This is a genomic window from Sphingomonas sp. SRI_018 (assembly GCF_057586275.1).
Genome location: NZ_JBYCZO010000002.1, coordinates 682292 through 704976 on the forward strand (window position 1 = coordinate 682292; position 22685 = coordinate 704976).

Genomic DNA, 22685 nt, shown 5'->3' on the forward strand with positions numbered 1-22685 from the left:
AGGAGAAGGATATGGCGGGCACGGCACGATGGGCGATGGGCAGCGCGCTGGCGGTGCTGGCCGCGGCGGCCGCGCCCGCCCAGGACCGCGCGCCCGACCCCGAGACCTTCCGCGACCCGCCCGCCGAGACGCGGCCCGACACGCTCTATTTCTGGATGAACGGCAACGTCACCCGCGAAGGCATCGACGCCGACCTGGCGGCGATGCGCGACATCGGCCTCGGCGGCGCGCTGATGTTCGACGGCAGCAGCGACGTGCCGAAGGGACCCGTCGATTACATGAGCCCGCACTGGCTCGACCTGATGACGCACATGGCGGCAAAGGCCGACCAGCTCGGCCTCAAGGTCGGCCTCCACAACGCGCCGGGCTGGTCGTCGAGCGGCGGCCCGTGGATCACCCCGGCGCAGTCGATGCAGCAGATCGTGTGGACGGAGACGACCGTCACCGGCGGCAAGCCGCTGACCGTCAAGCTCGCCCGCCCCTATGCCAAGCGCGACTATTACCGCGACGCCGCGGTGGTCGCCTTCCCCGCCTCGGACGGCGACGAGAGCCATTATCGCGACGCCGTCGCGGCGATGCGCACCGGCGCCGCGGTGCCGGCGTCGACGCTCACCGACCGCGACCTCGCTACCGGCGTCGAGGTCACGCCGGACGCGCCGCTGATCGTCACGATGAAGGCGCCGTTCACCGCGCAGGCGGTGACGCTCTACGGCGACAAGGACGCGGTCTTCTCCGCGACGATCGAGGCGTCCGACGACGGTAAGGACTGGACGCGGATCGGCAAGGTCTCGGTCGGTCCCGCGCGCGGGATCGAATCCCCCGGCACGCTCAACTTCGCCGGCGTCACCGCCAAACAGTTTCGCATCACCCCCTCCGCTAAGACCCGGATCGCTGAGGCGCTGTTCTACGCGACCCCCCGCATCGACGAGTGGGACGTGAAGGGCGAGCACGACTTCCAGATGCAGGGCGCGGTCGAGCATCATCCGACCGACCTGCTCGCCCGCTACGCGATCGACCCCGCCAAGGTGATCGACATCACCGGCAAGCTCGACCCCGACGGCACGCTCAGGTGGACGCCCCCGAAAGGTCGCTGGACGGTGCTGCGCTTCGGCCACACCACCACCGGCCACCTCAACGTCGCCGCCTCCGATTCCGGCCGCGGGCTCGAGGTCGACAAATTGAGCGCCGCCGCGGTCGACCACCAGTTCGACAGCAGCGTCGCCCGGCTGGTGAAGGCGGCCGGCCCGCTCGCCGGCAAGTCGTTCGACATGATCGAGATCGACAGCTTCGAGGCGGGCCTCCAGAACTGGACGCCCAACCTTCCCGCCGACTTCGCCAAACGCAACGGCTACGACATCCTGCCCTATCTGCCGGCGCTGACCGGCCGCATCGTCGGCGACCTCGACGCCTCGAACCGCTTCCTGTTCGACTTCCGCCGCACGCTCGCCGACCTGATGGCCGACAATTACTACGGCCGGATGCAGCAGCACGCCAACGCCGCCGGGCTGCGCTTCCACGTCGAGGGCTACGGTCCCGGCGCGTTCGATGCGCTCCAGGTCTCGGGACGCGCCCAGGTGCCGATGACCGAATTCTGGTCGCGCACGCCCTGGACCGACAACCGCACGGTCAAGATGGTCGCCTCCGCCGGCCACGTCTACGGCAAGGACGTCATCGCCGCCGAGGCCTTCACCGGCGAGGCGGAGACCAGCCGCTGGCAGGACTTCCCCTATGCGATGAAGACTTTGGGCGACCAGATGTTCGCGCAGGGGTTCAACCAGATCTACTTCCACCGCTACGCGCACCAGCCCAACCCCCAGACCGCGCCGGGCATGGTGATGGGTCCATGGGGCATCAACCTCGACCGCTCGAACACCTGGTTCGCCCAGGCGAAGCCGTGGATGGATTACCTCGCCCGCGCGCAATATCTGCTTCGCCAGGGCACCTATGTCGCCGACGTCCTCTATTTCGTCGGCGAGGATAGCCCCAACCAGGCCGAATATGTCCGTCCCCAGGTGTCGCCGGACACCAACCCGAAGATCGGCCAGTATTTCGACCCGCAGGTGCCGCCCGGCTACCAGTACGACCTCGTCAACGCCGAGGTGCTGCTGACCCGCGCGCGGATCGAGGACGGCCGCATCGTCCTCCCCAACGGCGCCAGCTATCGCCTGTTGGTGCTGCCGGCGACCCTCTCCAGCATGACGCCCGCGCTCGCCGCCAAGCTCAAGGAGCTCGTCGAGCGGGGCATGACGATCCTCGGCCCGCGCCCGGTGCATCCGATGACGCTGGCGGGCAAGCAGGACGGCGATGCCGGCTTCCGCGCCGCGACCGACGCGATCTGGGGCGACGGCGCCGCCGCCCGCCGGGTGGGGAAGGGGCGCGTGTTCGCCTCCGGCACCGTCGGCGACGCGCTGGCCGCGATCGGCGTCGCGCCCGACGCGCAGTGCCGCACCGCCGCGTCCGACGGGCAGGTGGTGTGGCTCCATCGCCGGCTGGCCGCGAGCGACATGTATTTCGTCGCCAACCGTCAGCGCCGGGCGGAGCAGGTCACCTGCACTTTCCGTGTCGGCGGCGCCGCGCCTGCGTTATGGGACGCAGAGACCGGTACCGTCACCCGCCCCGCGCTGTTCGAGAGCGGCCGCGACACGACGCGCGTGACGTTCGACCTGTCGCCGGCCGGCTCGACCTTCGTGATGCTCGACCGCGCGGGCAACGCCCGAGGCATCGACTGGATCGCCAGGGACGGCGTACGTTTCGCCGACCTCGACGCCGCGCCGGCGAAAGCGCCCGCCTCACCGCAGGACAGCTTCACCATATCGCTCTGGGCCAAGCCCGACATCGACCTGCGCCTGATGCCGGAGGAGAAGGTCGAAGGCCGCATCAACGAGACCGGCAAGAACTATCTCATCCCCGCCCGCTCCGGCCGCGACATGCATGGCGATGGCACCGCGGTGGCGGGCCTCGCGCTCGGCCGCAACGGCGCCTTCGTCATCGAGCGGGTGTCGCCGGACAGCGTGCCGGCCGTGCTGGTCAGCCATCAGCCGGTCGCGGGCTGGACGCATGTCGCACTGGTCTACGACAAGGGCACGCCGAGCCTCTACCTCAACGGCAAGCTCGTCCGCACCGGCCTCCGGAGCGGCCGCACCGTCTTCGCCGGCGGCGGCGATCCGCCCTCGCCCAACGGCGTCACCTATTTCTTCGAGGGCAATTTCACGCCCGCACACACCGTCGCCCGGGTGCTGACCCCGGCGGAGATCGCTGCCGAGGCGGCGGCGGGTCCGCCGGCACCGACCGTCTCGCCGACGCCGGCCGAGCTCACCCGTACCGCGGACGGCGAGCTCCAGGCGCTGGCGTGGGAGAGCGGCCGCTACACCATCAGCGGCGGCGGCAAGTTCAAGGCCGATGTCCCCGCGCCGCTTGCGGTCGAAGGACCCTGGACGGTCCGCTTCCAGCCCGGCCGCGGCGCGCCGGACCAGACCGTGCTGCCGAAGCTCGAAAGCCTCAGCCGCAACGCCGACGACGGCATCCGCCACTTCTCCGGCACCGCCACCTACACCCGCACGATCGACGTGCCGGCGTCGCTGCTGCGCAGGGGGCGGCGCGTCTATCTCGACCTCGGCCGGGTCGAGGTGCTGTCGGGCGTCACCGTCAACGGCAAGGACCTGGGCGTCGCCTGGAAGGAACCCTATCGCGTCGACATCACCGACGTCGTCCGTCCCGGCGCCAACAGCGTGTCGCTGGCCGTCACCAACCTCTGGGCCAACCGCATGATCGCCGACGCGGCGCTGCCCGAGGAGGGCAGGTTCGTCGACGCCGAATGGCCGATCGGCGAGCGTTTCTCAGCCGAAGGCAGGAAGACCGGCGACATCATGGCCCGCAAGATCACCGAGCTTCCTGAGTGGTACAGGGACGGCAAACCCAAGCCGCCGGGCGGCCGCGTCGCCTTCACGCCGTGGCTGTTCTACACCAAGGACGAGCCGCTGCTCGATTCCGGCCTGCTCGGGCCGGTTCGGGTGGTGTTCGCGGACGAGGTGGCGGTGCAATAACAGATCCTCCCCGCTTGCGGGGAGGGGGACCGCCGAAGGCGGTGGAGGGGGCTCACCGCAAGCGAATCGCCTGAGGCCTACCCCCTCCGCCAGCTTCGCTGGGCCCCCTCCCCGTCCCGGAGAGGATTCATTGGACTCCTCTTGGTTCCGGCTTTGCAGCGGCATCCTGCTTGCAATGTAGGATTTCGCCTGCTTGGCTCGCGAGCATCCGGCCCAGTTGCGGTGCTGGTCAGCTCTTTGAATCCGTCCATCTCGTCCACGTCGCGTCGGTGTTACCCTAGTGTCGCGTCGCCGTTACCTCGGTGTCGCGTCGGCGTTACCTCGGTGTCGCGTCGGCGTTACCTTGGTGTTACCTCGATGTCGCCTCGGCGTTACCTCGGTGTCGCGTCGGTGTTACCTCCGTGTCTCGTCCCTCTCGTGTCGGCGCTACACCTGCTCGCAAACACGCGCCGCGCGTCAATTTAGTCAACCTTTCAACCAGTGCTCCTGCGAAGGCAGGAGCCCGGGCCGCAAGGCGCGACGTCCGTCAGGGTCTCCGTTTCACCGCGGCATCGTCCAGCACCAGCACCCAGTCGTTGCCGGGCCGCGGCGTCCCCGGCGGCGTGAAGCGGCGCTCGCCGGCATTGGCGACGACGCCGATCGCTTGGCTCTCCCCGGTGCGGGGCGAATACCATGCGGCCCGCACCCGCTTGCCCGCGATGACGCCGAGCCGCATCCGGAACGGCTTGCCGGTGTAGCTGTAGGCCATCGCATAGTCGCGACCGCGCGTCGCCAGCACGCGGTCATAGCGCTCGCCGTTGCCTGGGATCAGGCTCTGGTCCGGCACCCGCTCGAAGAACGGCCGCGACAGCATCAGCGCCTTGAGGTGCCGCATCTGCCCCGCCCCCGGCAGGTCGAGCGCCGCGTCCCAGCGCAGCGTCGCGCCATAGGCGGGCTTGTCGCGCCCAGGCACGTACATCTGCATCACGCTGTTCTCGCCATAGGTGTGGCCGAACGCGCCGGCGAACACCGCCCACCAGGCATAGCGGCGCACGTCGTCCGCCCCCCAGCGCGGCTGGGTGACGTCGTGGAGGCCGTGCGGGATGGTCTCGTAGGATGGCTCGCCGTCGATGGTCGGCTTGGTCGGCGTGCGCGCCCAGTCCTCGGTGACGTAACGCCAATTGTCCTCGCTGCGCGCGCCCGGCTCCTCCTGGGCATAGCTGCGGTGGCCCGACTGGAACATGTTGAAGTCGAGCCACGCCGCCTGATGGAAGGTCCAGGACGAATCGGTGCGGCCGAAGGGGTGGAAGGTCATCAGGTGCCGCCGGTCGACCGTCTTGATCGCCGTCCCGAGCGCCTGCCAGGTCGCCGTGTTCTTGTCTCCGGGCGTGTCGCCGCCGTTCAGCCAGACGATGTTGGGCTTGTCGCGATAACGCTCCGCCAGGAACCGGCCATAGGCGGCGGCGGTCTCCGGCGTCAGCTTGCCGGCGTCGGCGAGCGATCCCCAGGACGGCACCAGCGCCAGGTAGAGGCCGTGCGCCGCGGCACGGTCGACCGCCCAGTCGAGATGGTCCCAATAGTCGTATTCGCCGGGCCTGGCCGGATCGGCGCCGGGGGTGGTCCGCGGCCGCGACGGATCGCCGTTCTCCAGCGCCGGCGCGTCATAGCGGCTGGTCATGGCGAGGCTGTGCAGCACCATCACCTGGATGACGTTGAACCCCTGCGCCGCGCGCTTGGCGAGATAGCGTTCGGTCTCCTCGCGGTTCAGGCGGCCGAGCATCAGCCAGCCGGTGTCGCCGAGCCAGAAGAAGGGCCTGCCGCCGGCTTCGAGGAAATGGCCGTTGGCGGAAACATGGAGCCACGGCGTCTTGTCCGCGGCCATCGCGGCGGGGGAGGCGATCAGGGCGGTCGCAAGCAGGAATCGACGGAGCATCGGCATCTCCATGGTCCTCAGAACGAAAAATTCCCCGCGGCCGAAGCCGCGGGGGAGTGGAGGAGAGTGGATGACGAAACGGACACCGGCCGGAACCCGATGCCGCCGCTTCGGATCAGAGCTTGAACCGGACGCCGGCCATGATCTGGATGTCGTCGATCGAGTAGTTGCTGGGCCGCGTCTCGACGTCGTAATAGGTGAATTCCTTGCGCCGCAGCAGGTTGCTGCCCTCCAGCGTGACGGTCACGTTCTTGGTGATGTCGTAGTTGATCGAGGCGTCGAGCCAGCCGTAGCCCTTGGTGTAGACGGGCAGCAGCTCGCTGCCGCCGCCCGCGAGCGGGAGGCCGTAGATGCTGCCGAGATACTTGGTGCGGTAGTTGTAGGCGACGCGGACCGACAGGCCGTTCTTCTCGTAGAGGCCGCTCAGGTTGAAGCTGTGCTTCGACAGGTTGGTCAGCGGCGTGCGGTAGCCCGGGATCGCGCTCGGCGTGTTGCTGTCGACGAAGGTGTAGTTCGCCTGGATGCCGAAGCCGTCGAACGGCGCGGGCAGGAAGTCGAAGAAGGTCTGCCCGCCGACCTCGAGGCCCTTGATCTTGCCGTCCTCGCCGTTGGTCGGCTGAGTGATGACATAGTCGATGCCATCGATGATCTGACGGTTGGCCATGGTGAAGATGAAGCCCTTCACCTTGCGGTAGAAGCCGGCCAGATAGACCGAGCCAGTGCGCGAGAAATAATATTCGAGCGAGGCGTCGAGCTGGTCGGCGCGCAGCGGCTCCAGATTGGGATTGCCGCCCGAGCCCTGACCCTGCGCCGGAACCAGCGTCAGCGCGGGCGACAGCTGGCTGAACGACGGCCGCGTCAGCGTCTGCGAGGCCGCGAGGCGCAGCTGGAGCTGGTCGGTGAAGCGGAAGCGGACGTTCGCGCTCGGCAGCACGCTCGTGTAGTTGTTGTTGACCACCGCTGGCGAGATCACGCCGTTGACGCGCTGGCGGCCGTCGACGTTGAGGTCGGTCGTCACCACGCGCACGCCGACGTTGCCGTCGATGCGGATCGGACCGTCGACGTTGAACAGCATCTCGGCATAGCCGGCGATGGTCTTCTCCGAGATATCGAACACCGAAAGCTGATCGACCGCCGGCTGGGCGGTGATGCCGATCTGCTGCCGGATCGCGTCGAAGTCGCTGTGCAGCGGCGATGCGATCGCGGTCAGATAGTCATGCTCCAGGCCCGGATCGCCGCTGAAATAGTCGGTGAACGGCATCGGCTCGAACAGGTCGGCGAGCGCGCTGGCCGATGTGCCGGCCGGCGGGTTCTGGAAGAAGCGGATCGGCGTGAACTTGGTGCTCATCTTCTGATAGCGCACGCCGGTCTTGAAACCCGACAGGAATGGGCTCTCGATCTTGAACTCCGCATCGAGACGGCCGGCGTACATATCGCCGCGATAATGGTTCTCGCTCCGGGTCAGCGCGCCGACCTGATAGCTGTTGATATCGGTCAGATCGACGCCCTCGAACAGCATCGACGGCCGGCTGCCGCTGAGGTCGAGCGTCGCCCGCGGCGCCACTGTTTTGAGGTCGAGCTCCGAATAATAGAGGTCGTTGCGCGACTTCTGATAGGTGAAGTCGCCCGAGAGGATCGCCTCGCCGTTGTCCCAGCGGCCGCCGATCGAATACTGCTGGTTCTTGTCCTCGGTGTTGCGCTGGACGCCGTAGGTGGAGATCGGCAGGTTCACGAACGTGCCGCTCTGGAAATCGTCGGTCCCCTCGAAGGTGGTGACCGATCCCGGCACCACCGCGATTCCGTTGGTCGGGTTGTTAAGACCGCGCTGCTGCTGGCGCGAGCGGAAGGCCTGGTAGCTCGCCTGGGCATAGAATTCGAGCTCCGCGCTCGGCTTCCACTGGAAGGTGCCGTCGAGGCCGATGCGGCGGCGCTTGCCGTTGATCAGCGGCTCATAATCGCCATTGGGCGTGTAGATGGTACGGCCGGCGATGACGTCGGTGCGCTTGTTGGGCGCGCCGGCCGAGATCAGGTCGGAGCGGAAGGCGCGCTCCTGGTACGAGCCGCTGAGCAGCAGGCCCATCTCGCCGATGCCGGTATCCCATTTCTTCGACACCAGCAGCGAGCCGAGCGGCGAGATCTTGTCGGCGAGATCGGAATAGCGTCCCCGCAGCGTCCCGGTGACGGTGAAATCCTCCAGGTCGAGCGGCTTGCGGGTGCGCAGGTCGATGATGCCGCCGATGCCGCCCTCGATCAGGTCGGCGCTCGGCGTCTTGTAGACGTCGATGCCGGCGAGCAGCTCGGAAGGGAAGTCCTGCAGATTGTAGTTTCGCCCGCCGTCGGCTGTGAAGACCGCGCGGCCGTTGAGCGTGGTCAGCACCTGGGTGAGGCCGCGGATGGCGACGCTGCCGCCTTCGCCGCGATCACGGGCGACCTGGATGCCCGACACGCGCTGCAGCGCTTCGGCGGTGTTGGCGTCGGGCAGCTTGCCGATGTCGTCGGCGACGATCGAGTCGACGATGGCGCTCGCGTTGCGCTTGCGGCCTTGCGCCGACTCGAGACTGGCGCGGATGCCGGTGACGACGATGTCCTGCTCCGCTTCGGGCTGGCCCGTCGCCGTCTGGTCGGCAGGAGCCTGAGGCTGCGCGTCCTGCGCAAAAGCGGCGACAGGCAGGCCGACGATGGCCAGGGTCGCGACGCCGGTCAGGGCACGGGTGATCACTCGCATACAATCCTCCCCAGGAGTTTCTGGTTTCGCATATAATACTATTTAACTAGATATATAATACTATTTTTGTGATCAAGCCCTGTTTTGCGCTCGGCGATCTGGTTGAGTTGCAACGGAAAACGTCGACAGCGGCTGGCGTGGTCGCCCCTTTTGAACGGCGACTCGGCACCTTCATGACCGCGATGCGTTCCGCCGCCATCAGTCTGGAGTGGTCATGGCCAAGCCCCGTCCCCTTGCCGGCTTCGTTGCCGGGGCGTTTGCCGGAATCATCGCCTCGGCGGCGATGGCGTTCTTTCAGATCAAGGCTTCTCCGCTAGTTGAAGCCGGGGGCGATCCGGCGGACTCGACGACCGCCAGAGCAGCCGACAAAGCGGTGTCGGCGGCAACGGACAAGCATCTGCCCAAGGCTTACCGCGCCGCCGGTGGGCACCTCGTTCACTACGCCGTCGGCGCGGTGTTGGGCGGGGTTTATGGCGTCGTCACCGAATATCGCCCCGATGCCAGCGCCGGCTTCGGTACCGCCTATGGCATTGCCACCGCGGCGCTGCTCGACGAGGCGGCGGTGCCGGCGCTCGGGTTGAGCGAGCCGGTCAATGAGACGCCGCTTGCCGTCCATGCCTACGGGCTCGCGTCGCATCTGGTCTACGGCGTGGTGCTGGAGGGCGCGCGGGTGATGCTGGTGGGAAGGCGTTAGCGGCCGCCTCCTCTGCCGGACCAGCTAAAGTCGCTCCGCCCCGCTCACCGCATCGGTCGCGCGCAGCGCTGCCAGCAGCTTGGTGAGGTGTGCGGCGTTGCGCACCTCGAGGTCGATCGTGTTGGTGTGGTAGGTGGTGTCGCGGTTGTCGAGGCGCAGGCCGAGGATGTTGGCCTTGTGGGCGCCGATCACCGTCGCGACCGCGCCGAGCGCACCGGGCTCGTTCTTGAGCGTGACGGCGATGCGCGCGACGCCGCCCTCGGCCTTGTCGCCCCAGGCGAGGTCGACCCAGTCGCCCTCCTCGCTCTTCTCGAGCTCGGGGCAGGCGATCGAGTGGACCAGGATGCCCTCGCCCGGCCGGCGGATGCCGACGATGCGGTCGCCCGGCACCGGCCGGCAGCATTCGGCGAGCTGATAGGCGACGCCGGGCGTCAGACCTGTGATCGAGATGGCATGATGCTGCGGCGGCGCGACATGCTCGTCGCCCGCCGATCCCGGCATCAGCGCCTCCATCACCTGCGCGTCGGAGAGCTTGCGCAGCGCGATCGCCTCCATCAGCGCGTCCTCGTCGGCGAACTTCAGGCGCTTGACCGCCTCCTGCACCGCCTCCTCGTTCACCGGCGCGGGCAGGCGGGCGAGGATGTCCTCGTAGAGCTTGCGGCCGAGCGCCTGCGTTTCCTCGCGCTGCTTGTGGCGCTGGTGGCGGCGGATCGCGGCGCGCGCCTTGCCGGTGATCGCGAAGTTGAGCCAGTTGGGCTGCGGCTCCTGGCCCTTGGAGCGCAGGATCTGCACCGAATCGCCGTTGGCGATTTCGGTGCGCAGCGGTACGACCCGGCCGTTGATCTTGGCGCCGACCGCCTGGTCGCCGAGATCGGTGTGCACCGCATAGGCGAAGTCGATCGGCGTCGCGCCCTTGGGCAGCTGGATCAGCTCGCCGCGCGGGGTGAAGGCGAAGATGCGGTCGGCGTACATCGCCATCCGCGTATGCTCGAGCAGCTCCTCGGGGCTGGCGGCGTTCTCCAGGATCTCGAGCAGGTCGCTGATCCACGGCACCTGCGTGTCCGGACGGACCACGTCCTGCTTGTAGGCCCAGTGGGCGGCGATGCCGAACTCGGCCTGATGGTGCATCGCGTTCGTGCGGACCTGGATCTCGATGCGGGTATTGTCGCCGTAGAAGACGCTGGTGTGGAGCGAGCGGTAGCCGTTGCGCTTGGGCGTCGAGATGAAGTCCTTGAACCGCCCCGGCACCATCGGCCACTTGCGGTGGATCACGCCGAGCGCGCGGTAGCACTCCTCCTCGTTCTCGACGATCGCGCGGAACGCCATCAGGTCGCTGAGCTGTTCGAGGCTGACGTGGCGCTCGCTCATCTTGCGCCAGATCGAATAGGGATGCTTCTCGCGGCCCGACACCTCCGCCTCGATCCCCGCGCGCGAGAGCTGGGTCTTGATGCCCTGGGCGATCTTGACGATGCGGTCGTCGCCGCCCTGCTTCAGCGCCTCCAGGCGCCGGGTGATCGACTCATAGGCCTCGGGCTCCAACTCGCGGAAGGCGAGCGTCTGCATCTCCTTCATGAACTCGTACATGCCGATCCGCTCGGCGAGCGGGGCGTAGATGTCGAGCGTCTCGCGGGCGATGCGGCGGCGCTTCTCCTCCGACTTGATGTGGTGGAGCGTGCGCATGTTGTGGAGCCGGTCGGCGAGCTTGACCAGCAGCACGCGGATGTCGTCGGACATCGCGAGCAGGAACTTGCGCAGGTTCTCCGCCGCCCGCTCGTTCTCGGTCTGCGCCTCGATCTTGCTGAGCTTGGTGACGCCGTCGACCATGCGGGCGACGTTGGATCCGAACAGCTTGTGGATCTCGTCGGGCGTCGCGACCGTGTCCTCGATCGTGTCGTGGAGGATCGCGGTCGCGATCGTCTCATCGTCGAGATGCAGGTCGGTGAGGATGCCCGCCACCTCGATCGGATGGCTGAAATAGGGGTCCCCGGATGCGCGCAGCTGGCTGCCGTGCGCTTTCATCGAGAAGACATAGGCGCGGTTCAGCAGAGCCTCGTCGGCTTGCGGGTCATAGCCCAGGACCCGGTCGACCAGTTCATACTGACGCAGCATGCGTCCTAGATGGGGCGGGCTGCTGCTGCTTTGCAATAAATTTCGGCGGTTTCGCGGACTTCTGCAGCCCGCCGGCCGTCCCTCCGCTCGTCAGCGGCGGAGGGACGGCGCGATGCGGGATCAGCTCAGCTCGCCGCGGCGTTGCACTTGTCGAGCGCCTCGGCGTCGAACGCGGTGCCGTTGACGGTGAAGGCCGAGAGCTGGCCGACGCGCTGAGCGACCATCACGCACAGGGTGGCGTCGCGGTCGGGCGCCTTGGCCGCGGTGCACACCGTGTCCTTGCACTTCCAGATGGTGTTGCGGGTGACGATGCTGGTCTTCTTCACCGCATTGGCGGCGGTGGCGCTGTAGTAGGCGCTCTGGGCAGCGGCCGGAACCGCGGCGACAAGCATCAGCGATGCGGCGGCGGCCGCCGTGGTGGACAGGAAACGAACCATCACTTCCTCCTGGGGATTGCAACTAGGTTGCGATTCGCTACCTATATGATTCGGTAGTAAGTTGCAACTGAAAACTTTTGCTGCATTGCGATAGCACGATCGGTTTCAATGAGAAGACTTTTTCGATAGGATGGCAGCCATGGGCACGAACCGCCTGAGAGAGCCGCTGCGGGACCTGGCATGCAGCCTGCCTGCCGCGCTCGAAGCGATGGGGGAACGCTGGTCGTTTCTGATCCTGCGGGCGTCGTTCAACGGCCTCTATCATTTCGAGGAGTTCCAGTCGGAGCTCGGCATCGCCCGCAACATCCTGGCCAACCGGCTGGCGCGGCTGGTGAGCCACGGCATCCTCGAGCGCCGCGCGCTGCCCGACGATCGCCGCAAGATCGAATACCGCCTGACCGAGAAGGGCATGGCGCTGCTGCCGACGATGGTGGCGCTCAGGCAATGGGGCGAGCGCTGGGAGACGGGGGTGCCCGCCTCGCCGATCCTGGTCGACGCGCGCGACCATCGTCCGATCCGCCAGGTGCATGTCCTGTCGCACGACGGGCGCGAGCTGGCGAAGACGGACCTGTTGTGGGCGTTGCCGGAGGAGATCGCCGGCGAGGACCCGCAGCTCAAGGCGGCGGAATAGGCGCCGGTCGCAGGGGTTCGGAAACCCGCGGAAATCCGTCGAAGGTCACGAAAGTCATAGGTAGAACGACCCTCATTCGAATGAGGCCTTCCGGTGTCGGCGTCCTCCGAAAATGTTGACTAAATTGACGCGCCGCGCGTGTTTGCGGGCGGATGTGGCACCGACACGAGAGGGGCGCGACGCCGACGCGGCAGGCGCGCGACACCGACGCGACACCGACGCGACAGGGGCGCGACACCAACGCGACACCAACGCGACACTGACGCGGCAGGATCGCGACGCTAACGCGACATCGGCGCATCACGGACGCGTCACCGCCGCGACACAGGCGCGACAGCGACGCGGCATGAGCGAGATCGACAGGATCAAAGAGCGGACCGGCGCTTATGCTGCTCGGGACGGGCGAACCAAGCAGGCGAAATCCTACATTGCAAGGGAGGCGTCGCGGCGAAGCGGAGATGAGAGGAGTTCAATAAGATCCTCCCCCGCCAGGGGGAGGTGTCAGCCGCAGGCTGACGGAGGGGGAGGACGGCGACGCACTATCGATGTGCTTCCTCCCCCTCCGTCACGCTTCGCGTGCCACCTCCCCCTGGCGGGGGAGGATTGAAAGGCACCGCGACCTCGGGCCTATCCTGCTTGGAAGCCGTCTTAGGGCTCCTGCCTTCGCAGGAGCACGATGCCGCTTTGTCCGGACGGGAGCCCTAGAACAGCAAACGGACACCGACGATGCCGAGGATCGTCGCCAGCGCCGGGCCGAGCACGCGGTCCGATACGCGCGACGCGATCAGGCTGCCGACGACGATGCCCGGGATCGATCCGATCAGCAGCGATCCGAGCAGCCCGAAGTCGACCGATCCCAGCAGCCAGTGACCGATCCCTGCGAGCAGCGTCAGCGGCACGGCATGGGCGATGTCCGACCCGACCAGCCGGTTGATCGGCGCGCGCGGATAGAGGGCGAGCAGCGCCGTCATGCCGAGCGCGCCGGCGCCGACCGAGGTCAGCGAGACCAGCACGCCTAGTACCGCACCGAGCAGGATCGTCAGGCGGGCGAGCCAGGCCCCGGACAGCGTGCCGAAGCGCCGCTGCATCCGCTCGACCAGCGGCGCCCGGAACAATGTCGCGATCGCCGACAGGATCAGCGCGGCGCCCAGCACCACCGCGATGACATGGCCGGTGTCCTCGTCGCGGGCGCCGGCCAGGCTCAATGCCGCCAGCGTGACGAGCGTCGCGGGGACGCTGCCGCTGGCGAGCCGGGCCACCACCCGCCAGTCGACCGTCCCGCGCCAGCCGTGGACGGCCGTCCCGACCGTCTTGGTCGCCGACGCATAGAGCAGGTCGGTGCCGACCGCCGTCACCGGATGGAAGCCGAACAGCAGCACCAGGAGCGGCGTCATCAGCGAGCCGCCGCCGACCCCGGTCAGGCCGACGGCCAGCCCGACCAGGACCCCGGCCAGCGGATAGAGCAGGTTCACGTCCACCGCAGTGGCGATCGGCGGCGTCAGCTCGCCTGCGCGTTGGGGACGTTGACGCCCATCGACTGGAGGTAGCGCTTCACGTTGCGCGCCGCCTGGCGTAGCCGCTGCTCGTTCTCGACCATCGCGATGCGCACGTAGCCTTCTCCCTTCTCGCCGTAGCCCACCCCTGGCGCAACCGCGACCTTGGCGTGAGTCAGCAATTGTTTGGAGAACTCAAGGCTGCCTAGATGCGCCAGCGCCGGCGGCAGCGGCGCCCAGGCGAACATGCTGGCGCGCGGAGCCGGGATGTCCCAGCCGGCACGCGCGAAGCTCTCGACCAGCACGTCGCGGCGCTTGTGGTAGAGCTGGCGGTTCTTCTCGACGATGTCCTGCGGCCCGTTGAGCGCGGCGCAGGCGGCCGCCTGGATCGGGGTGAAGGCGCCATAGTCGAGATAGGACTTCACCCGCGTCATCGCCGCGATCAGCTTCTTGTTGCCGACCGCGAAGCCGATGCGCCAGCCGGCCATCGAATAGGTCTTGCTCAATGAGGTGAACTCGACTGCGACGTCCTTGGCGCCCTTGACCTGCAGGATCGAGGGCGTCGGCTTGCCGTCGTAGTAGAGCTCCGAATAGGCGAGGTCGCTGAGCACCCACACCTGGTTCTCGCGCGCCCAGGCGACGAGCCGCTCGTAGAAGGCGAGGTCGACGGTCTCCGCGGTGGGGTTCGACGGATAGTTGACGACCAGCACGCTCGGCCGCGGCACGGTGAAGTTCATCGCGCGCTCGAGGCTCTCGAAATAGGCGTCGTCCGGCGTGGTCGGCACTGCGCGGATGGTGGCGCCGGCGATGATGAACCCGAAGGTGTGGATCGGATAGCTGGGATTGGGCGCCAGCACCACGTCGCCCGGCGCGGTGATCGCGGTGGCGAGGCTGGCGAGGCCTTCCTTCGAGCCCATCGTCACGACGACCTCGCTCTCGGGGTCGAGATCGACCCCGAAACGGCGGGCGTAATAGTTCGCCTGGGCGCGGCGCAGCCCCGGGATGCCCTTCGACTGCGAATAGCCGTGCGCGGACGGCTTCTGCGCGACCTCGCACAGCTTGTCGATGACGTGCTGGGGCGGCGGCAGGTCGGGGTTGCCCATGCCGAGGTCGATGATGTCCTCGCCCGCCGCACGCGCGGCTGCCCGCATCGCGTTGACTTCGGCGATGACATAGGGGGGCAGGCGGCGGATGCGGTAGAACTCTTCGGACACGATCATTCCTTTCGGCTGACGTCGCGCGTGGCGCGACGTTGCGCTATGATAGCGCGATATGCGGTGCACGAACACCGCGGAACGGAGGGGAAGATGTTGGAGATGTTGCTGATCGGGGCGTCGCTCGCCGCGGCCCCGGCCGATGTGCCCGTCTGCCGGCGCGAGACGCTGACCCGCGCGGTCGACCGCTATGCCAATGCCCAGCTCGTCCAGGACAATGCCAGCCTGGCGACGGTGTACGGCACCGACGGTGTGCTGGTCGCACCCGACAAGAGCCAGATCGTCGGCTCGGAGAAGGTGATGGCCTATTTCGACCGCTTCAACAATTGGCAGATCGACGACGCGACGATGACGGTCGCCAGCTCGACCAAGCAGGGCGACGCGTGGCAGGTCGACGGCCGCTTCACCCAGTCGGGCAAGGACGACAAGGGCAAGCCGTTCAAGACCGCCGGCCGCTTCACCTCGACCTGGGCATGCGTTACGGCTGGCGAGATCACGAGCTGGCGCATCAAACGCATGGAAACCATTCCGGGCGGTTGAGCGCTGATCCCGCGTCAGCCGCCGGAGACCCGAGCACGCATGAGCGATACCGAAACGTCCCCGACCGCGCCGAGCCTCGAGGACATGCAGCATTGGACATGGGTGCTCGGCCGTGCGCAGCAGATGATGCTGGAGGCGGGCGTCGCTGCGACCGAGCAGGCGCCAGCGCTGCCCGCGCCGTTCGATCCGACGCCGATGCTGCGCGCCTCCGCCGATTTCTGGGCGGACACGATGAAGCTGTGGCAGCGCTTCCTCGATCCCGCCCATGCCGAGCCGTTCCCCGAAACGCCCGAGCAGGCGCGGGACAAGCGCTTCAAGGCGCCCGAATGGCGCGAGCAGCCGGTGTTCGACTTCATCCGCCAGAGCTATTTCACCATCGCCGAGCATCTGGTGAAGGGGGTGGATGCGCTCGAAGGCGTCGACGCCAGGCAGAAGGAGCAGATCCGTTTCGCGACCAGGGGCTTCATCGACGCGATGAGCCCGACCAACTTCCCGGCGACCAATCCGGAGGTGCTGAAGAAGATCGCCGAGACGCGCGGCGAAAGCCTGCTCAAGGGGCTGCAGAACATGCTGGCCGATCTCGGCAAGGGCCAGCTCACCCACACCGACCCGGAAGCGTTCGAGGTCGGACGCAACATCGCGGTGACGCCGGGCAAGGTGGTGAAGCGCACCCCGCTCTACGAGCTGATCCAATATTCGCCGACCACGGAGACGGTGCTGAAGACGCCGCTCGTCATCTTTCCGCCCTGGATCAACCGCTTCTACATCCTCGACCTCTCGCCCGAGAAGAGCTTCATCGCCTGGGCGGTGGCGCAGGGGCTCACCGTGTTCATGGTGTCGTGGAAGTCGGCCGACGCGTCGATGAAGGACGTGATCTGGGACAATTACGTCGAGGACGGCCAGATCGATGCGATCGACACGATCCGCGACCTGCTGGACGTGCCGAGCGTCCATGCGATCGGCTATTGCGTCGCCGGCACCACGCTGGCCGCGACGCTGGCGGTGCTCGCCGCGCGCGGACAGCTCGACAAGGTCAAGAGCGCGACCTTCTTCACCGCGCAGGTCGACTTCAGCGAGGCGGGCGACCTCAACCTGTTCGTCGACGACGACCAGATGGCGCTGATCAAGAGCCTCGCCAGCGACGGCTTCCTCGACGGGCGCTACATGGCGGCGACCTTCAACCTGCTGCGCGGCCGTGACCTCATCTGGAACTACGTCACCAACAATTATCTGATGGGGCAGGATTATCTGCCGTTCGACCTGCTCTACTGGAACGGCGACGTCACCAACCTGCCGGCGCTGTGGCACCAGAGCTATCTGACCGATCTCTATCGCGACAACCGGCTGGTGCTGCCGGGCAGCCTGTCGATCGCCGGCACGCCGATCGATCTCGGCAAGGTGACGGTGCCGACCTATGTCCAGGCCGGTCGCGAGGATCACATCGCGCCGGCCAGGAGCGTGTGGAAGATCACCCACCATTTCTCCGGCCCGCTGCGGTTCGTGCTGGCGGGGTCGGGGCACATCGCCGGGGTGGTGAACCCGCCCGCGGCGGGCAAGTACCAGTATTGGACCAACGACAGGCCCGCGGCGACTCTCGAGGAGTTCCTCGCCGGGGCCACCGAGACCAAGGGAAGCTGGTGGCCCGACTGGATCGCGTGGCTGCGCGGACTCGAAAGCGACGAAGTGCCCGCAAAAGGCGCCAGGATACCGGGACGCGGCAAGCTCGAGCCGTTGGCCGATGCCCCCGGGGAGTATGTGCGAATCCGCTGAAATCCGTCACTTCCGGGCGGTCGTTACGGCTATGTTGCACTGCACAAAATCATCTTGATTTCTGGCCGGAAATGCGTATTTGTGCACCGCAGCAACAACCGGGACTCGGAAGAAGACGATGGCCAGCAAGGGTCCGAAGAGCGGCGCCAAGGCGCCGGCCGCTGACACCCCCAAGCCCCGAGCCACCCGTGCCAAGGCACCGGCTGCGAAGCCTGTCGCCAAGGCACCGGCGACCGTGATCGACGCTGTCCAGGCCCCGGTGGCCGAGCCGGCGCCGATCGAGGCCGCCAAGGTCGAAGAGACTATCGTCGAAGCCGTTCCCGTTATCGAAACGGCGCAAGCCGCCATCACCACCGCGGGGGAAACCGCGGAACCCGCGCAGAAGGAAACCACCGTAATGGCTACCCAGTTCGAAGCTCCGAAGGTGTTCGCCGACTTCAACGACCGCGCCAAGGCGGCCGTCGAGAAGGGCACCAAGCTCGTCGAGGAGTTCAACGACTTTGCCAAGGGCAACGTCGAGGCGCTCGTCGAGTCGAGCCGCATCACCGCCAAGGGCTTCGAGGCCTTGAGCCAGGATGCCGCCGAGTATGGCCGCAAGTCGTTCGAGGGCTTCACCGCGACCCTCAAGAATCTCGCCGCCGTCAAGTCGCCGGCCGACTTCTTCAAGCTGCAGAGCGATTACCTCCGCTCCTCGTTCGACTCGGCCGTCGCCGAGGCGTCGAAGGGCACCGAGGCCGTGATCAAGCTCGCCGGCGATGCCGCGCAGCCGATCTCCAACCGCTTCGCGGTCGCCGCCGAAAAGGTGAAGACCGCCGCCTGAGCGCCTGTGCGCCAGTAAGCGTACCGAAGGGGCGGCCGCCGCTGGGTGGCCGCCCTTTCTTTTTATCGGCGGATTGATCCCCACTTCCGTTCGCCCCGAGCTTGTCGACCCGAAGGGTGAGCGAAGCTCAGGGCGAACGGGGATGGTGAGTGGTCATCTCGAGTGTGTCGATCCGTCGCGATTCCCGATTTCGCCAGATCGACGGCGCGAGCGGACAGGCGTCGTCTCGCCCCTTGCCCTTGGACTGGCGAATGCCATATTTTTATGCCGTGACCCTGATCCCTGACATTCTGATGGCCGACGAGAGCGAAGGCGACGACGGCGACGCCGGCACGTCGCTGGGCGTCGCTACCCGCACGCGGACGCGGACCAAGAAGCCGACGCCCTATCGCGTGCTGATGCTCAACGACGATTACACGCCGATGGAATTCGTCGTGCTCGTGCTCCAGCGCTTCTTCCGCATGAGCATGGAGGAGGCGACGCAGGTGATGCTCCACGTCCACCAGAAGGGCGTCGGCGTGTGCGGCGTGTTCAGCTACGAGGTCGCCGAGACCAAGGTCGGTCAGGTGATGGACTTCGCCCGGCAGAACCAGCATCCGCTCCAGTGCACGCTGGAGAAGGCGTGATCCTCTGGAGTTTGATCCATCAGGCTTGAAACAGCTGTTCCCCGGCGAAGGCCGGGGCCCAGTATCTAAACCGCTCGCAACTGGGCCCCGGCCTTCGCCGGGGAACAGATTCAAACTAGCCGAATCCGACTCCGATCAGCGCGCCGGCGGCAGCCAGCCGAGCTCCAGTCCTTCGTAGCGGTTCACGTAATTCGCCGCGCGCGTCAGCGAGCGCTCGTCGAGGATGGTGACGCGGCCGAGCTCGCGCTTGATCAGCCCTTCCTCCTCGAGCTGGCGGAGCATGCGGTTGACATGGACGGCGGTGAGGCCGGTCGCGTCGCCGATCTCCTCCTGCGTCAGCCCGAGCGTGAAGGTGGCGCCGACCGGCTTGTCGGTGATCGCCAGCCGGTTGCGGAGGTCGAGGATCAGCGCCGCCACCCGTGCCTTGGCCGAGGTGCGGCCGAGCGCGGCAAGCCGGTCGGTAAGCGCGACGCGCTCGATCTGGTTGAACACCAGGATCAGCGCCGCCAATCGCGGATGATCGACGAAGATCTGGCTGAGCGCGTGCCGGTCGAACGGGCAGACGGTGCAGTCGCTGAGCGCCGCCAGCGTCTCGGGCGATTCGCGATAGATGACGCCGCCGACGCCGATCACGTCGCCGGGAAACAGGAAGCGCAGGATCTGCCGGCTGCCGTCGTCGAGCAGCACATAGCTCATCATCAGCCCGCGGCGGAGCACGTAGAGCTCACCGCCGGGCTCGTTCTCCCGCTGCAGCACGGCACCGCGGCGTACGTCGCGGCGACGCTCCTCCAACTTGGCGAGCGCTTCCCGCTCGGCCTCCGTCAGATCGACGTGCTCGCCCAATACGTCGGCGAAACAACTCGATAACACGTACGCTCCCCCCGTTCGGGTCATGCAAAGCAGCCCCGTGGAATCAATGCATTAAAGTCGATCAAGCGGAAGTTGGCGAGGGGTGCTTGCGCGGGGGCCCGCGCACGATAGAAGCTCCGGCATGGACCGTATCCTGATCCGCGGCGGCAACCGGCTCGAAGGCCGCATCTTCATCTCGGGCGCCAAGAACGCGGCGCTCACCCTGATGCCCTGCGCGCTGCTCACCGACGAGCCGCTGACGCTGCGCAACCTGCCGCGCCTCGCCGACGTCGACAGCTTCGGCCATCTGCTCAACCAGCTCGGCGCGTCGACCGCGATCGAGGGATCGCGGCCCGAGGATTTCGGCCGGGTGATGACGATCCGCGCCGGCCGCCTCACCTCGAGCGAGGCGCCCTATGACATGGTCCGCAAGATGCGCGCCTCGATCCTGGTGCTGGGCCCGCTGGTCGGCCGCGCCGGCGTGGCGACGGTGTCGCAGCCCGGCGGCTGCTCGATCGGCAACCGCCCGATCGACCTCCACCTCAAGGCGCTGGAGGCGCTGGGCGCCGAGATCGAGCTCGCCGCCGGCTATGTGAAGGCGACGGCCCCCGGTGGGCGGTTGCCGGGCGGGCGCGTCACCTTCCCGATCGTGTCGGTCGGCGCGACCGAGAATGCGGTGATGGCGGCGGTGACCGCCAGGGGCGGCTCGATCATCGAGAACGCCGCGCGCGAGCCCGAGATCGTCGACCTCTGCAACTGCCTGGTCGCAATGGGCGCGAGCATCTCCGGCATCGGCACCGAGACGCTGGAGATCGAGGGCCGCGACCGGCTGCACGGCGCGACCTATGCGGTGATGCCCGACCGCATAGAGGCGGGCAGCTACGCCTGCGCCGCGGCGATCACCGGCGGCGCGGTCGAGCTGGTCGGCGCCAACCCGCACGACATGCGCGCGACCGTCGCCGCGCTGGTGGATGCGGGCGTGACGGTCGAGGAAACGCGCGAGGGATTGAAGGTCGAGGCGAAGAACGGCCTCCGCCCGCTGACGCTGTCGACCGCGCCGTTTCCGGGCTTCGCCACCGACATGCAGGCGCAGTTCATGGCGATGCTGTGCAAGGCCGACGGCGCCAGCGTGCTGACCGAGACGATCTTCGAGAACCGCTACATGCATGTGCCCGAGCTGGCGCGCATGGGGGCGGACATCACCGTCAAGGGCCGCTCGGCGGTGGTGCGCGGGGTCGATCGGCTGGTGGGTGCGCAGGTGATGGCGACGGACCTGCGTGCGTCGATGAGCCTGATCATCGCCGGCCTCGCCGCCGAGGGCGAGACGCAGGTGAACCGCGTCTATCACCTCGATCGGGGCTATGAGCGGCTGGAGGAGAAGCTGTCCGCGGTCGGCGCGGATATCGAGCGGGTGGGGGACGGCTGATCCTAAGCTCCTCCCCGGCACGGGGAGGGGGACCAGCCGAAGGCTGGTGGAGGGGGAGTGCGGCAGGCGAGTCGTTCGCGGTGAGCCCCCTCCACCACGCACTTCGTGCGCGGTCCCCCTCCCCGTGCCGGGGAGGAGCTGGGATCAGCTCAGCCGGTAGACCGCACCCGCGCCCGCATCGCGGTAGAGGTCGACCCGTTCGCCGTCCCAGTGATAGTCGAGATGGCGGCCCTGCAGCGGGTGCTTCCCGAGATCGGGGTAGAACAGCGCCACGCATTCCCCCTCCGGATAGCGCACGCTCGGATAGATGAGGCCGTCCGATCCCTCGGCCCGCAGCGATCGCGCCAATTGCTGCCCCGCCTCGTAGCGATCGGGATCGAGCTCCGCCGCGTAACCGCCACCGCGCAGGTCGTGCAGGTCGCCCGCCACGTCGAGCACGATTTCGCGGAATTGCGACGTCCAGCCCGGCGCCTCCTTCGTCCGCGCCATGAAGCGAGCGTGGTGGTGCATCGTCTCGAACAGCGCCACCTCGAAGCTGTCGCCGGCATAGAGCACCCCCGGCACGCCGTCCGAAAAGCGGCTCGGCCGGTCGGGGCTGGCGTGGGTGAAGGGCGCCATCAGATAGCTCGCGCCGGGACCGCCGACGCGGCGCGCGGGCGGCACTAGGTCGAGATTGCCGATCGAGGTGGCGAGGCGCGGGTTGGTCTTCTGCTCGGCCGAGATCAGCAGCGGCCAGTCGGCGGGGTCGGCGATGTCCTCGAACAGGTCGATCGGCGGGAAGTGCGTGCGGATGATCCGGCGCGCGCCGCGCCAGGCGACCTCCGCCACCGGCGGCGTTGCGGCGCTCACCAGCCGCCGCGCTCGGCGTCGAGATAGCGGCGCACGCGCATCAGGTCGGTCAGCTCGCCGCCGAGCATCACGTCGAGCGCCGAGGCGCCGGCAAAGGCGTCGTTGCGCGCCTTGATCCAGCGATAGCCGCGCGCGGGATCGTTGAAGATCAGCCGCAGCGCCTTGTGGATGCCGACCAGGTTGGCGAGCCGCGCCTTGAGGTCGCGCCCGGCCTGGCCGAGCTGCCCGGCCTTCCAGCGGCGGAAGGTCCGGAGCGGCATGTCGAGCAGCGTCGCCGCCTGCGGATCGGTCACGCCCCACAAGGCGAACAGCCGTACCGCCGCGCGGAACAGCGCGCCCGCCTCCTCGTCGGTGATCGGCTCCGCGACGAAGGCGGGAGCGCGGGTATCGATGAGCTCGGCGTGGGCCATGTGGCATCAAATAGGCGATTCAGTGCCATAAGGCAAGGCTCCTAAGCCTCTCCCCTATAGGGGAGGGGCTTAGGGCGGAATGGAATTGATTGGAATCGACAGTCACCCTCACCCTTCCCACCGCCTTCGGCGGCGGG

The 22685-nt window shown here is 67.6% G+C and carries 17 protein-coding genes; 8 read left to right on the forward strand and 9 right to left on the reverse strand.

The genetic code is table 11. The features are described 5' to 3' along the window. The first annotated feature begins 11 nt into the window (after positions 1–11). A complete protein-coding gene (locus AC2YHA_RS15210) occupies positions 12–4043 on the forward strand; it encodes a glycosyl hydrolase (protein ID WP_487402272.1) in 4032 nt (1343 codons plus the stop codon). Between the two features lie 526 nt (positions 4044–4569). On the opposite strand, the gene AC2YHA_RS15215 is transcribed toward AC2YHA_RS15210, so the two are convergent. Beyond that, positions 4570–5955, reverse strand: coding sequence for a glycoside hydrolase family 140 protein (locus tag AC2YHA_RS15215; protein WP_487402273.1), 1386 nt, complete (start codon positions 5953–5955; stop codon positions 4570–4572). A gap of 115 nt (positions 5956–6070) precedes the next feature. Next, positions 6071–8680, reverse strand: coding sequence for a TonB-dependent receptor (locus tag AC2YHA_RS15220; RefSeq protein ID WP_487402274.1), 2610 nt, complete (start codon positions 8678–8680; stop codon positions 6071–6073). A 214-nt stretch (positions 8681–8894) separates the two neighbouring features. Between AC2YHA_RS15220 and AC2YHA_RS15225 the strand changes: the two genes are divergently transcribed. Further along, entirely contained in the window at positions 8895–9374 is a 480-nt protein-coding gene (locus AC2YHA_RS15225; protein ID WP_487402275.1) for a DUF1440 domain-containing protein, read from the forward strand. Positions 9375–9398: 24 nt separating this feature from the next. Here the strand turns inward: AC2YHA_RS15225 and AC2YHA_RS15230 are convergent, their stop codons facing one another. Further along, entirely contained in the window at positions 9399–11483 is a 2085-nt protein-coding gene (locus AC2YHA_RS15230; protein WP_487402276.1) for a RelA/SpoT family protein, read from the reverse strand. Between the two features lie 125 nt (positions 11484–11608). Then, entirely contained in the window at positions 11609–11920 is a 312-nt protein-coding gene (locus AC2YHA_RS15235; protein WP_233784178.1) for a CC_3452 family protein, read from the reverse strand. Positions 11921–12059: 139 nt separating this feature from the next. Between AC2YHA_RS15235 and AC2YHA_RS15240 the strand changes: the two genes are divergently transcribed. Beyond that, positions 12060–12551 (forward strand): winged helix-turn-helix transcriptional regulator, encoded by a 492-nt coding sequence (locus AC2YHA_RS15240; RefSeq protein ID WP_233784177.1) that lies wholly within the window; start codon positions 12060–12062, stop codon positions 12549–12551. A gap of 701 nt (positions 12552–13252) precedes the next feature. On the opposite strand, the gene AC2YHA_RS15245 is transcribed toward AC2YHA_RS15240, so the two are convergent. Next, a complete protein-coding gene (locus tag AC2YHA_RS15245) occupies positions 13253–14029 on the reverse strand; it encodes a sulfite exporter TauE/SafE family protein (protein WP_487402277.1) in 777 nt (258 codons plus the stop codon). A gap of 20 nt (positions 14030–14049) precedes the next feature. Then, on the reverse strand, positions 14050–15258 hold the full coding sequence (locus AC2YHA_RS15250; protein ID WP_233784175.1) for an LL-diaminopimelate aminotransferase: 1209 nt from the start codon (positions 15256–15258) through the stop codon (positions 14050–14052). A 93-nt stretch (positions 15259–15351) separates the two neighbouring features. On the opposite strand from AC2YHA_RS15250, the gene AC2YHA_RS15255 reads away from it, so the two are divergent. The 4 genes from AC2YHA_RS15255 (at position 15352) to clpS (ending at position 19014) form a co-directional block, all read left to right on the forward strand. Beyond that, positions 15352–15798: a YybH family protein gene (locus AC2YHA_RS15255; protein ID WP_233784174.1), complete on the forward strand. Its 447-nt coding sequence runs from the start codon at positions 15352–15354 to the stop codon at positions 15796–15798. A 39-nt stretch (positions 15799–15837) separates the two neighbouring features. Next, positions 15838–17568 carry a PHA/PHB synthase family protein gene (locus AC2YHA_RS15260; RefSeq protein WP_487402278.1) on the forward strand — a complete coding sequence of 577 codons (1731 nt, stop codon included), beginning with the start codon at positions 15838–15840 and terminating at the stop codon, positions 17566–17568. A 118-nt stretch (positions 17569–17686) separates the two neighbouring features. Further along, positions 17687–18388 (forward strand): phasin family protein, encoded by a 702-nt coding sequence (locus AC2YHA_RS15265; RefSeq protein WP_487402279.1) that lies wholly within the window; start codon positions 17687–17689, stop codon positions 18386–18388. Between the two features lie 293 nt (positions 18389–18681). Continuing rightward, on the forward strand, positions 18682–19014 hold the full coding sequence (gene clpS, locus AC2YHA_RS15270) for an ATP-dependent Clp protease adapter ClpS (protein WP_233786648.1): 333 nt from the start codon (positions 18682–18684) through the stop codon (positions 19012–19014). 135 nt (positions 19015–19149) lie between these two features. Here the strand turns inward: clpS and AC2YHA_RS15275 are convergent, their stop codons facing one another. After that, a complete protein-coding gene (locus tag AC2YHA_RS15275; protein WP_233784171.1) occupies positions 19150–19884 on the reverse strand; it encodes a Crp/Fnr family transcriptional regulator in 735 nt (244 codons plus the stop codon). A 121-nt stretch (positions 19885–20005) separates the two neighbouring features. Between AC2YHA_RS15275 and murA the strand changes: the two genes are divergently transcribed. Then, positions 20006–21289, forward strand: coding sequence for a UDP-N-acetylglucosamine 1-carboxyvinyltransferase (gene murA / locus AC2YHA_RS15280; RefSeq protein ID WP_487402280.1), 1284 nt, complete (start codon positions 20006–20008; stop codon positions 21287–21289). 144 nt (positions 21290–21433) lie between these two features. Here murA and AC2YHA_RS15285 read toward each other — a convergent pair whose 3' ends face one another. Both AC2YHA_RS15285 and AC2YHA_RS15290 read right to left on the reverse strand, forming a co-directional pair. Then, positions 21434–22138: an RES family NAD+ phosphorylase gene (locus AC2YHA_RS15285; RefSeq protein ID WP_487402281.1), complete on the reverse strand. Its 705-nt coding sequence runs from the start codon at positions 22136–22138 to the stop codon at positions 21434–21436. After that, positions 22135–22548 (reverse strand): MbcA/ParS/Xre antitoxin family protein, encoded by a 414-nt coding sequence (locus tag AC2YHA_RS15290; RefSeq protein WP_233784169.1) that lies wholly within the window; start codon positions 22546–22548, stop codon positions 22135–22137. Before AC2YHA_RS15290 ends, AC2YHA_RS15285 begins: the two co-directional genes overlap by 4 nt. Between the last annotated feature and the right edge of the window lie 137 nt (positions 22549–22685).

What these genes read in the sequence shown, in the direction of transcription:
- AC2YHA_RS15210 (WP_487402272.1), top strand. Translation starts at nt 12, where the DNA reads ATGGCGGGCACGGCACGATGGGCGATGGGCAGCGCGCTGGCGGTGCTG.
- AC2YHA_RS15215 (WP_487402273.1), bottom strand. Translation starts at nt 5,955, where the DNA reads ATGCTCCGTCGATTCCTGCTTGCGACCGCCCTGATCGCCTCCCCCGCC.
- AC2YHA_RS15220 (WP_487402274.1), bottom strand. Translation starts at nt 8,680, where the DNA reads ATGCGAGTGATCACCCGTGCCCTGACCGGCGTCGCGACCCTGGCCATC.
- AC2YHA_RS15225 (WP_487402275.1), top strand. Translation starts at nt 8,895, where the DNA reads ATGGCCAAGCCCCGTCCCCTTGCCGGCTTCGTTGCCGGGGCGTTTGCC.
- AC2YHA_RS15230 (WP_487402276.1), bottom strand. Translation starts at nt 11,483, where the DNA reads ATGCTGCGTCAGTATGAACTGGTCGACCGGGTCCTGGGCTATGACCCG.
- AC2YHA_RS15235 (WP_233784178.1), bottom strand. Translation starts at nt 11,920, where the DNA reads ATGGTTCGTTTCCTGTCCACCACGGCGGCCGCCGCCGCATCGCTGATG.
- AC2YHA_RS15240 (WP_233784177.1), top strand. Translation starts at nt 12,060, where the DNA reads ATGGGCACGAACCGCCTGAGAGAGCCGCTGCGGGACCTGGCATGCAGC.
- AC2YHA_RS15255 (WP_233784174.1), top strand. Translation starts at nt 15,352, where the DNA reads ATGTTGGAGATGTTGCTGATCGGGGCGTCGCTCGCCGCGGCCCCGGCC.
- AC2YHA_RS15260 (WP_487402278.1), top strand. Translation starts at nt 15,838, where the DNA reads ATGAGCGATACCGAAACGTCCCCGACCGCGCCGAGCCTCGAGGACATG.
- AC2YHA_RS15265 (WP_487402279.1), top strand. Translation starts at nt 17,687, where the DNA reads ATGGCCAGCAAGGGTCCGAAGAGCGGCGCCAAGGCGCCGGCCGCTGAC.
- clpS (WP_233786648.1), top strand. Translation starts at nt 18,682, where the DNA reads ATGGCCGACGAGAGCGAAGGCGACGACGGCGACGCCGGCACGTCGCTG.
- murA (WP_487402280.1), top strand. Translation starts at nt 20,006, where the DNA reads ATGGACCGTATCCTGATCCGCGGCGGCAACCGGCTCGAAGGCCGCATC.
- AC2YHA_RS15290 (WP_233784169.1), bottom strand. Translation starts at nt 22,548, where the DNA reads ATGGCCCACGCCGAGCTCATCGATACCCGCGCTCCCGCCTTCGTCGCG.